Source organism: Lysinibacillus sp. LK3, assembly GCF_001043675.1.
In the GTDB taxonomy this organism is placed as follows: Bacteria; Bacillota; Bacilli; order Bacillales_A; family Planococcaceae; genus Lysinibacillus; species Lysinibacillus capsici.
Map to the genome: position 1 here is coordinate 289507 of NZ_LDUJ01000007.1, position 11662 is coordinate 301168.

The 11662-nt window shown below is 37.4% G+C and carries 11 protein-coding genes; all 11 read right to left on the reverse strand.

What is annotated here, in order from left to right; all coding sequences use genetic code 11:
* Positions 1-24: 24 nt before the first annotated feature.
* Positions 25-330 carry a flagellar hook-basal body complex protein FliE gene (gene fliE, locus VK91_RS05850; RefSeq protein ID WP_004269303.1) on the reverse strand — a complete coding sequence of 102 codons (306 nt, stop codon included), beginning with the start codon at positions 328-330 and terminating at the stop codon, positions 25-27.
* 26 nt (positions 331-356) lie between these two features.
* Positions 357-818 carry a flagellar basal body rod protein FlgC gene (flgC, locus tag VK91_RS05855; RefSeq protein WP_048391619.1) on the reverse strand — a complete coding sequence of 154 codons (462 nt, stop codon included), beginning with the start codon at positions 816-818 and terminating at the stop codon, positions 357-359.
* A gap of 3 nt (positions 819-821) precedes the next feature.
* Positions 822-1214, reverse strand: coding sequence for a flagellar basal body rod protein FlgB (gene flgB / locus VK91_RS05860; RefSeq protein WP_048391621.1), 393 nt, complete (start codon positions 1212-1214; stop codon positions 822-824).
* Between the two features lie 914 nt (positions 1215-2128).
* A complete protein-coding gene (gene codY / locus VK91_RS05865) occupies positions 2129-2908 on the reverse strand; it encodes a GTP-sensing pleiotropic transcriptional regulator CodY (RefSeq protein ID WP_004229266.1) in 780 nt (259 codons plus the stop codon).
* Between the two features lie 87 nt (positions 2909-2995).
* Positions 2996-4396 carry an ATP-dependent protease ATPase subunit HslU gene (gene hslU / locus VK91_RS05870; RefSeq protein WP_048391623.1) on the reverse strand — a complete coding sequence of 467 codons (1401 nt, stop codon included), beginning with the start codon at positions 4394-4396 and terminating at the stop codon, positions 2996-2998.
* Entirely contained in the window at positions 4396-4941 is a 546-nt protein-coding gene (gene hslV / locus VK91_RS05875) for an ATP-dependent protease subunit HslV (protein ID WP_004229270.1), read from the reverse strand. The genes hslU and hslV overlap by 1 nt, the downstream gene beginning before the upstream one ends.
* 21 nt (positions 4942-4962) lie before the next feature.
* A complete protein-coding gene (xerC, locus tag VK91_RS05880) occupies positions 4963-5862 on the reverse strand; it encodes a tyrosine recombinase XerC (RefSeq protein WP_004229272.1) in 900 nt (299 codons plus the stop codon).
* A gap of 287 nt (positions 5863-6149) precedes the next feature.
* Positions 6150-7463 (reverse strand): FADH(2)-oxidizing methylenetetrahydrofolate--tRNA-(uracil(54)-C(5))-methyltransferase TrmFO, encoded by a 1314-nt coding sequence (gene trmFO / locus VK91_RS05885; RefSeq protein ID WP_016994086.1) that lies wholly within the window; start codon positions 7461-7463, stop codon positions 6150-6152.
* A 19-nt stretch (positions 7464-7482) separates the two neighbouring features.
* Positions 7483-9561 carry a type I DNA topoisomerase gene (topA, locus tag VK91_RS05890; protein WP_016994084.1) on the reverse strand — a complete coding sequence of 693 codons (2079 nt, stop codon included), beginning with the start codon at positions 9559-9561 and terminating at the stop codon, positions 7483-7485.
* 91 nt (positions 9562-9652) lie between these two features.
* Positions 9653-10549 (reverse strand): DNA-processing protein DprA, encoded by an 897-nt coding sequence (dprA, locus tag VK91_RS05895; protein WP_048391625.1) that lies wholly within the window; start codon positions 10547-10549, stop codon positions 9653-9655.
* Between the two features lie 198 nt (positions 10550-10747).
* The gene (gene sucD, locus VK91_RS05900) at positions 10748-11650 is read right to left on the reverse strand and encodes a succinate--CoA ligase subunit alpha (protein WP_004229280.1); all 903 of its coding nucleotides are present in this window, start codon (positions 11648-11650) and stop codon (positions 10748-10750) included.
* Positions 11651-11662: the final 12 nt, after the last annotated feature.

Sequence of the window (11662 nt, forward strand, 5' to 3'; positions counted from 1 at the left end):
AGGTTTCTTATCCTTACAATAAAATTAAACACTCATGCGCATTATTTCTTGGTAAGCTTCAATCACCTTATTGCGAACTTCAATTGTTGCGTTTAGGGTAATGCTTGCCTTTTGCGAAGCAATCATCACTTCATGCAACTCCACATCTTCACCTTTAATTAGCTTCTGAGTAAATTTATCAGAAGTTATTTGTTGATCATTTACTTTTGCAATTGCTTCTTTTAACGAGTTCGCGAAGCTTTGTTGCGCTTCATAAGGTGTAGCATTCAGTTTATTCGTGTTATTTACAACCTGAGTAGGTGTCATTAGCGAAATGGACGAAATGGCCATGTATGTATCTTCCTTTCTACTTAAATTTATTTACCAATCTCTAAAGCCTTTGTAAGCATGGATTTATTCGCATTAAATACAGTTATATTCGCCTCATAAGAACGAGTAGCCGACATTAAATCAACCATTTCTTTTAATGGATCGACGTTAGGCATGTTTACATAACCATCTGCATTCGCATCTGGATGAGTTGGGTCATATACAAGTTTGAAAGGTGTTTCTTGATCTTCTGAGATTCGAGTAATTTTCACACCATTACCAACACCACTTTTTGCATTTTTACCTAGTGCTATATTCAAAAAATTAGAAAATTGTCCTTCTTGTGCTGACAGCGTCACGGACTTACGTCGATATGGTTCCCATTCCCCATTCACTTGACGAGCGCGAGTTGTATCCATGTTAGCCATATTAGAAGAAATAACGTCCATACGTAAACGCTGCGCTGTTAATGCGGAGGCAGTGGTATTCATCCCATGAAAAATAGTCATCTATTACTTACCTCCTTTAATAACGGTATTCAATGTGTTTAATTTCCCATTAACACGATCGATTAGAGCATTATAATAAATTTGATTCTCTGCTAATTTCGCTTGCTCAGCATCCATATCTACAGCATTGCCATTGTTTCTATATCGCAAGTTCTCAACAATATTGACACCTGGTGTAGATTGTCGAAACGTGAAATCATAATGTCTATTATCAGTGCGGTATGCAGAAATAGCTATGCTCTTCTGCTCTTCCAACATATCCTTAAAACTAACATTTTTCGCCTTATAATTAGGTGTATCGACATTCGCGATATTATTTGCGATTGTTTTATGATTTAAAGTGGCATAGGAAAGTCCATTTTCCAGGCTACTAATAGTTCCTCCAAATAAATTCAAAACTGTTCACCTCATTTTATTTAAAATCTATGTACTTGTTAATTTATCCAATAATACAATTGTAATTAAGATGATACCTAGTGTCTATTGTCTTTTGTCACTTTTTAATAGTCTATACGCCCTATTTTTTCTCCCTCTCAACCATGACAAAACTTCCCCATCCTTTGTGTCTCTAGGCTTCAGTAAAGATTAATAATCATCTAGTTATTTTACACCATTTCGACAGTGTTTACGATTTTATTGTGAAAAATGCCTTTTTATGAGGTTTATCGCCTTTTTTAATCCTTTTAAATAAAGGTCCCTTTTTACTAGTTTAATCACTATGGGAGTATTTTTTATACAGTGACTATAAGTTTATTTACCATTCTTCCAAAGTAACATATTAGAAATTTTTATATGCTAATCGTAGTGACAAATTATCGAACATTTTTAGGATAAAAGCAATGAAATCCATATTTTTATATTAATTCTCTAAAAAACAAGTGCCCTAAATTTTCGATAATACACAAAAAAGCGTCTATATTTACCATAGACACCATCATTGTTTTGAAAAACAATATATTTTATGAAAGATGAAAACAACTTTCATTCCACACTACCTGCTTGCCACTATACTTCTCTCTCACTCAGTTTAAAGTATAAAACTATCGCTCTGTTTAAGGTCTCCACTTTCTCACATGGGAATCAATTAGCCTTCTACTCCACCGTTCTACATTAAAAGTAAAAAATTACAATCACTAGTCTGAAAAGTCACTTTTCCTCATGTTCGACTAACGGATTCATTGTACGCTCCTCTGGATTGGACGATGACGAAACCTAAAGCACCTCTCACCTTTCTAAAAGGTCTTTTTCAACAACATAAAAAGCGTCTATGTTTACCATAGACGCTTTCATTAGCTTCTTAAAAGAAGTATTTATTTCATTTTAATTTCTGCTAAAGCATTTAAGAATTTATCGTTTAGTACTTTAATATAAGTACCTTTCATACCTAAAGAACGAGATTCAATGACACCTGCTGATTCAAGTTTACGTAATGCATTTACGATCACCGAGCGTGTAATACCCACTCGATCAGCAATTTTAGAAGCAACTAGTAAGCCTTCATTACCATCAAGTTCTTCGAAAATGTGTTCAATTGCCTCTAACTCACTGTACGAAAGTGAATTAATAGCCATTTGCACGACAGCTTTGCTACGAGCTTCTTCTTCAATTTCTTCCGACTTTTCACGTAAAATTTCCATACCAACCACTGTTGCACCATACTCAGCTAAAATTAGATCATCATCTTCAAATTGTGAAGATAAACGAGCAAGGATTAATGTTCCTAAACGCTCACCACCACCAACGATTGGTACAATTGTTGTTAAAGCATTTTGGAATAAATCTTTATTTTCTACCGGGAAAGCAGTATGTTCATTATTAATATCTAAATTTGATGATGTTTCAGAGATCGTAAATAAGCTATGTGTGTATTCTTCTGGGAACTGTCTCTCTTCGAACATTTTTTTCATACGTTCATTTTCAATTTGTTGGTGAATTGAAATACCTAATAATTTACCTTTACGACTTAAAATATAGACATTACTATCGATAATATCGCCTAATGTATCGGCCATTTCCTTAAAGTTTACTGGCTTACCAGCAGAAGCTTGAAGCATCGAGTTAATTTTACGTGTTTTTTCTAATAAATTCATTATATGTTCCTCCTATAAATAATCCGAAGAGTATTTACTAAATATTCTAAAGGTTTTTATTATTGAATGATACTAATCAGCTTTATCTTACAGTATAAACTGTGACAAATCTTTGTTTTTCACTATTCCCGCAAGTTTTTGATCCACATACGCCGCATTGATTGGGATACTGGCAGGCGCAATTTCAGATGCCTCAAACGATAGTTCTTCCAGTAAACGTTCTAATATCGTGTGTAAACGACGAGCTCCGATATTGTCTGTTTCCTGATTCACTTCAGTTGCTATCTCAGCAATTCGTTCAATAGCATCTGTCGTGAAATGAATTTCTACGCCTTCTGTCTCTAAAAGTGCTTTATATTGCAAAATTAATGATTGATCTGGTTCTTGTAAAATACGGACAAAATCCTGTTTTGTTAATTTTTCTAGCTCTACTCGAATTGGGAAACGGCCTTGTAACTCGGGAATTAGGTCTGATGGTTTTGACATATGAAATGCCCCAGCAGCAACAAACAGCATATAATCCGTTTTCACTGCACCATACTTTGTAGTAACCGTAGAACCTTCTACAATTGGTAAAATGTCACGTTGAACTCCTTCACGGGAGACATTCGCCGAAGTATTTCCTTCTTTACTAGCAATTTTATCGATTTCGTCAATAAAAATGATACCTGTTTGCTCAGCTCTTTTAATGGCTTCCTGTGCTACTTCATCAGCATCTATCAGCTTATTTGCTTCTTCTATTGTTAAAATACGACGCGCGTCTTTTACTTGCACACGGCGTTTCTTCTGTTTTTTAGGCATTAAACTAGAGAGCATATCCTGCATACCACTATTCGCAGACATATCCATCCCAGTTCCTTGTAACGCATCAAAAATGGATGGATTTTGTTCTGTTACCTCTACAGTAACCCACTCATTTTCTAACTTACCATTGCGTAAATCAATGGCAATTTGAGCACGCTTCGAGCGAACTTCTCCATCATCTGCTGATGAATCATCATTTGTTGGTTGTTCTTTCCCACCAAATAGCATTTCAAACGGATTTTGCATCGCCTGTTTTTTACGTAAAGAAGGCACCAAAAGTTTCACGATTGCTTCATTTGCTAATTCTTCTGCTTGTTCCTTGACAGACTCCATCATTTCTTCTTTAACTAGACGGTGAGAAGCTTCTACCAAGTCACGGACCATTGATTCAACATCTCTACCCACATAGCCTACTTCGGTAAACTTTGTCGCTTCAACTTTTACAAAAGGTGCATTAGTAAGCTTTGCAATCCTTCTCGCTATTTCTGTTTTGCCGACACCAGTTGGCCCAATCATCAAAATATTTTTCGGAATAACTTCAGCCTTCATATCTTCATTTAACAACGAACGACGATAGCGGTTTCGTAACGCAATAGCTACTGCTCGCTTAGCTTCATTCTGCCCAACAATGTAACGATCTAAATGCTCAGTAATTTGTCTTGGCGTTAAATTTTTTTGTGTCATTAGTTCAGCGCCTCCACGATAATATTATGATTTGTAAATACACAGATTTCAGCAGCTGTTTCTAATGCCGCTTCAGCTATTTCACGAGCAGTCATTGTTTCACCTGCATATTTTTTTAATGCTCTACCTGCAGACAATGCATAATTGCCTCCAGAGCCAATGGCCAAAATGCCATCATCAGGTTCAATCACTTCTCCTGTACCCGAAACGAGTAATAAAGTCGTTTTATCCATTACTAGTAGCATTGCTTCTAGCTGGCGCAGCATTTTATCACCACGCCATTGTTTCGCTACCTCAACGGCTGCCCGTTGCAAATTACCGTTATACTCATTTAATTTGCCTTCAAACATTTCAAAAAGTGTAAAGGCATCAGCAACTGAACCTGCAAAACCAGCGAGGACCTGCCCATTAAACAGACGTCTGACCTTCCTTGCTGTACCCTTCATCACAACTGCATTTCCCAATGTTACTTGACCATCACCAGCCATAGCACAGCCTCCGTTATGATGAACCGCAAATATCGTTGTTGCATGAATTTGTCCCATCTGCCTTCCTCCTTAGCTCTATTATGCCCTTGGATGAGCATTCATATATGTTTGACGAAGATGCTCTTTTGTTACATGTGTGTAAACTTGTGTAGAAGATAAATGTGAGTGACCTAATAACTCCTGCACTGTCCGTAAATCTGCGCCATTATTCAATAAATGAGTAGCAAAAGTATGGCGAAGCATGTGTGGGTAAATTTTCGTATGGAGTGAGGCCTTATCAATCATTTCGTTTAAAATATGACGTACCCCTCTAGGAGTAAGTTCCCCACCACGCATATTGACAAACAACTGCAGATGATTCGTTTTTTTCATCAATCGTGGACGAGCTTGCTCTATGTAGTCCTGCATTGCTAAACTCGCAAATTGACCAAATGGAATGATTCGTTCTTTTCGACCTTTTCCCATTACTCGTATAATCGAATAATGAAAATCTACATCCTCTACTTGAATTGAAGTCAGTTCACTCACACGAATACCTGTTGCATATAACAGCTCTAATATAGCTATATTTCTTAATGATTTCAAATCATCACCAGTATTCGCATCAAATAACTGTTTCAATTCCTCTTCGTAGAAAAAATTAGGTAAACGTGATTCTTTTTTCGGATGATAAAGCGAACGAAAGGCCCCGTCATCTAATCCGTACTGTCTATTTAGAAAGCGGAAAAAGGAGCGTATCGAGGAAATTTTCCTTGAAATAGAAGCCCTTGCCCTTTTCTCATCGTACAACTTTGTTACATAAAGACGTGCATGTATATATTCAACACTTGCTAAATCATCGATTCCCTCTGTTTGTAAAAAGGTTAAAAAATCTAGCAGGTCTGATTCATATTCTCGCACTGTATGAACAGAGAAGTTCTTTTCAACTTGGATGTAAAGCATGAACTGTTCGAGTGCATCTTGGGACGAAACTAACACAGAAAGATTCACCACCAATAATTTATTAATAATTTTCTTAAATGACTGACACTTGTAATATAACGGATATACAATCCTTTGTCATCTCTTACAAGTTTGTATCGTTTTCCTTATCATTAATAAACATACATATTGACACTAAACCTATCTTCATAATATAGCAAGTGTAAATAGTTATATTTTGAGAAAAACTCCATACAAAATAATAAAATACGTCTAATTAAGCATTTTGTCTACAAAAAGAAAAAGCCTCTAAGAGTATAACAACTTTTAGAGGCTTTTGGCAATTAAATTGTTTGTGAATTCACAAAATTTCGAATTGTGCTTATTGCGCGTGTTGCATGCATTTCCGCACGCTCTGGCTTAGAACGACGACCAGGTGGTAAGTCAGGGAAGATGCCGAAGTTTACATTCATAGGCTGGAAGTTTTTCGACTGTGCTTCTGTTATATAACGCGCCATGCTTCCTAATGCCGTTTCGAATGGGAAAATAATTGGCTCTTGTCCTAATGCTAAACGAGCTGCATTTATTCCTGCAATTAATCCACTACCTGCTGATTCAACATAGCCTTCCACACCAGTCATCTGACCTGCAAAGAAAATATTCTTTTGCTCACGAAGTTGATATGTTTTTTCTAAAACTTTCGGTGAATTAATGAAGGTGTTTCTGTGCATGACGCCATAGCGAACAATTTCTACATTCTCTAACCCAGGAATGAGCTGTAGCACTTCCTTTTGTGGCCCCCATTTTAAATGCGTTTGGAAGCCTACAATGTTGTAAAGCGTGCCTGCTGCATCGTCTTGACGAAGTTGAACAACTGCATATGGACGTTTTCCTGTTTTTGGATCCTCAAGACCTACTGGCTTCATCGGACCAAATAACATAGTTTTCTCTCCACGAGCTGCCATGACTTCAATTGGCATACAACCTTCAAAGTAAATTTCTTTTTCAAATTCCTTCAATGGTACAACTTCAGCTTCGATTAATGCTTGGCGGAAACGATCGAATTCTTCCTTTGTCATAGGACAGTTTAAATAAGCCGCTTCCCCTTTATCATAACGAGATTTTAAATAAACTTTATTCATATCAATACTATCTTTTTCGATAATAGGAGCTGCTGCATCGTAAAAGTATAAATAATCTAAACCCGTTAAACCTTGAATTTTTTCAGCTAAAGCTTTTGAAGTTAATGGTCCTGTTGCAATAACTGTAATACCTTCTGGAATTTCTGTGACTTCTTCATGAATAACCTCCACAAGTGGATGGTTTTTCACAGTTTCAGTTACATACCCTGCAAATTCGTGACGATCTACTGCTAAGGCACCTCCAGCAGGTACTGAACATTGGTCTGCTGCCTTTAAGATAACAGAATCTAACATACGCATTTCTTCTTTTATAACGCCTACAGCATTTGTTAACCCGTTTGCCCGCAATGAGTTAGAACAAACAAGCTCAGCAAATTTATCAGTATGGTGCGCTGGTGTCTGCTTTACTGGACGCATTTCATAAAGTTTAACTTTTATACCCCGCTTAGCAATTTGCCAAGCTGCCTCACTACCTGCCAGCCCTGCTCCAATTACATTTACTACTTGTTCAGTCATGTTTCTTACCATCTTCCTATCATTGAGTTGGTGCTTCTTCATAGTCACACTTCGTACATTGAATTTGCACACCTTTTTTTATCTTTTTCTCTACTAATAATGCACTACATTTTGGACATGGTCTATTAATCGGCTTGTCCCATGAGACAAATTCACATTCAGGATATTGATTGCAACCATAGAATAGACGCTTTGTTTTACTTTTTCGCTCCACAATCTCGCCCGTTTCACAGGAAGGACATTTCACACCAATAGGCTTCATAATCGCTTTTGTATTTCTACAATCCGGGAAATTAGAACAAGCCATAAATTTGCCATATCGTCCAAGCTTAAAGACCATTGGAGATCCACAAAGCTCGCAGTCTTCTCCTGCAGGCTCATCTTTAATGACAACCTTTTCCATAGCTTCATCCGCATGTTTTACATGGACTTCAAAGTCTTTGTAAAATTCCTCCACAACTTTTTTCCATTGTCGATTGCCTTCTTCAATATCATCTAAATCTTGTTCCATTTGTGCTGTGAATTCGATGTTTATGATATCTGGGAAAAATTCTAGTACGAGTTGGTGTACGATCTCTCCTAGCTCTGTTGGCATAAAGCGTTTAGCATCTAATACAACATAGCCACGGCGCTGAATTGTATCGAGGGTCGGTGCATATGTGGACGGGCGCCCAATTCCTAGTTCTTCCATTGTTTTAACAAGTCGCGCCTCAGAATAACGTGGTGGTGGCTGTGTAAAATGTTGTTTAGGCTCGATTTCAAGCGATTTTACTTGATCACCAATTTCCATCTCAGGTAAAAGTTTTGTCGTCTCTTCAGTTTGATCATCAGTACCTTCAATATATAGTTTCATAAAGCCTGCGAATTTAACTTGTGAGCCATTTGCACGGAATAAAACATCACCATTTTGAAGATCTACAGCTACAGTATCAAGTACTGCCGGTGCCATTTGACTCGCAATAAAGCGCTCCCAAATTAAGCGATATAAGCGTAACTGATCACGGCTAAGTACCGCCTTTAATTCATCTGGTGTCCGCATTGTACTTGTTGGACGTATTGCTTCGTGCGCATCCTGTGCATTTGAAGCTTTCTTTGTTTGTTTTATTTCTGTTGCAATGTATTCTTTTCCATATTTACCCTCAATGTACGTAACCGCTTCTGCTTTTGCCGTATCAGAAATACGTGTGGAATCGGTACGCATATAAGTAATTAACCCGACTGTCCCCTCTTTTTTTCCAATATCTATACCTTCGTATAATTGCTGAGCTAGCATCATGGTCTTCTTAGCACGGAAATTTAATTTTCGTGCAGCTTCTTGCTGTAAAGATGATGTTGTAAAGGCTGGTGCAGCATTACGCTTACGTTCCTTTTTCGTTACATTGACAACATCAAAGTTTGTTCCTTTAACATCTTTTAAGATTGCCTTTACTTGTGCTTCATTTGTTAATTTTATTTTGTCTTTACCATTTCCATAGTAAAGGGCATCAAATGATTTTTTTCCCTTTTCAAACGTTCCTTCAATTGTCCAATATTCTTCAGGTTGGAAGTTTTTAATTTCATTTTCACGATCAATGATCATGCGTAGTGCTACAGATTGTACCCGACCCGCTGATAAACCTTTTTTTACCTTTTTCCATAGAATTGGGCTAATGTTATAGCCAACAAGTCGATCCAATATACGTCTTGTTTGCTGCGCATCTACTAAATCCATGTTAATTGGACGTGGGTTTTTAAAAGACTCTATAATTGCATCTTTAGTAATTTCATTAAATACAACACGACAATCTGAGTGAATATCAATATTTAACGCAGTCGCAAGGTGCCAAGCAATTGCTTCTCCCTCGCGGTCTGGATCGGCCGCTAGATAAACTTTCTTTACTTTTTTAGCAGCAGACTTTAATTCCTGTAACACAGGTCCTTTACCACGTATCGTAATATATTTAGGCTCGAAATTATTTTCCGCGCTAACGCCCATCTGACTACGTGGAAGATCCCGTACGTGTCCAACCGACGCTTTCACTTTATATTTCTTTCCTAAATACCGTTCAATTGTTTTTGCTTTTGCTGGTGATTCTACAATCACTAAATAATCCGCCATCTATGTCTCCCCCTTAGCGAGGTCTATTACTAATTTTTTAAGTTACCTGTTGCAAAATGTATAACAGATTTTAAGATAATGCAACTTTTTTTCAATTTTTGTTAGAAAAGAGGTCTAATGTTTCAATGATTTGATGACCATTCACTATGGGAATTGCTCCTTCAAAAAGCAATTGATTTGTCCCTTTTGATTGCGTTGCGTCTATAGGTCCTGGCACCACAAACACATCTTTTCCTTGCTCTAATGCAAGCTCTGTTGTAATAAGCGTACCACTTTTTAATGCCGCTTCTGTCACAACTAATGCTTGAGATAAACCACTAATGATTCGGTTACGCATTGGGAAATGCCATTTTTCAGGCTTCATATGAGGAGGATATTCTGTCATTAATAACTGGTGCTCTGCCATTTGCGTAGCAAGAATGCGGTTTTCTGATGGATAGAGATAATTAAAACCATGTCCAAGCACAGCTATTGTATGACCGCCCATATCGATAGTCGCCCTATGTGCCATTGTATCTGCACCTCTTGCAAGCCCACTAACAACCGTATAATCACGTTGAATAAGCGGCGGGACAATTAAGTCTATCGCTCTTTTTGAATACGCTGTCGCCTTCCTAGAGCCTATAATAGCTATCTGTTTTTTGTTTGTTAACAGGGAATATTGACCTTTCACATACAATACAGTAGGTGGACTTGATATTTCAAATAATTGCGCCGGGAAATAGGGATGATAAAACGGGATGGGGAATATATTAGCCCGTGCATAGGCCTCTTCAAGTGGTGTTGTCATAATTTGTCGAAAGCGCTGAGAAAGTTGATGTGCTTTTTTTGCCGATATTTGTAAAACTTTTGCGAGGTCGTCATAATGAATGTCTTCAAAAGAGCTTAAAATATTCACAGGGGACAACAATTGCTGAAGTTTCTGTAGTGGTAATGGGTACACATAATGTAAGGCTAGTAATCTCTGCGTATCTACTGCGAGAATCATTCAATAAACCTCCTTTTATAATAGAAGAAATTAAATGACCGCATGATAATTTTCAACACAACATTGCATTATTATTTATAACATCTGCCACAAAATTGTTGATTTCTTCATAAGTAAGTAGGTAATTGTTGAATGAAGTATGATAAACAGTGTATAAATAATGAAAAAGATGTAGCCGTAATGGCTACATCTTCCATTTTAATGGGTTTTACACTTTTCGTATAGCCCTTTTTCTTTAATTACTTTAATCAATGTTTCACCAATTACAGAAGGTGTTTCTGCAACTTCAATACCAGCTTCGTTCATTGCTTTAATTTTCTCAGCTGCTGTTCCTTTACCACCAGAAATGATAGCACCAGCGTGACCCATACGTTTGCCAGGAGGTGCAGTTTGTCCACCAATAAAGCCTACAACAGGTTTTGTCATATTTGCCTTAATCCATGCCGCTGCTTCTTCCTCAGCTGTACCACCGATTTCACCAATCATAACAACTGCGTATGTTTCTGGATCATTATTAAAGGCTTCAAGTACATCAATGAAGTTTGTACCGTTGACAGGGTCTCCACCAATACCTACTGCAGTTGTTTGACCAATTCCAGCTTGTGTTAATTGGTGTACTGCTTCATATGTTAATGTACCAGAACGAGAAACAACTCCTACATGGCCTTTTGTATGAATATAACCAGGCATGATACCAATTTTACATTCATCAGCTGTAATAACACCTGGACAGTTTGGACCTACTAGTCGAGTGTTTTTGCCTTCCATATAACGTTTAACCTTAACCATATCAAGGACAGGAATATGCTCTGTGATACAGATTGTTAATTCTAATTCAGCATCAACAGCTTCTAAAATTGCATCTGCCGCAAATGGTGCAGGTACATAGATAACTGAAGTTGTAGCACCTGTTGCAGCTACAGCTTCTGCTACTGTATTGAAAACAGGAACTCCCTCGATTTCAAGTCCACCTTTACCTGGTGTTACACCTGCTACGATTTTAGTACCATACTCAAGCATTTGCTTCGTATGGAAAAGAGCTGTTTCGCCCGTAATCCCTTGTACAATTACCTTCGTATCTTTGTTAATAAATACAGCCATTGTTCTCCCTGC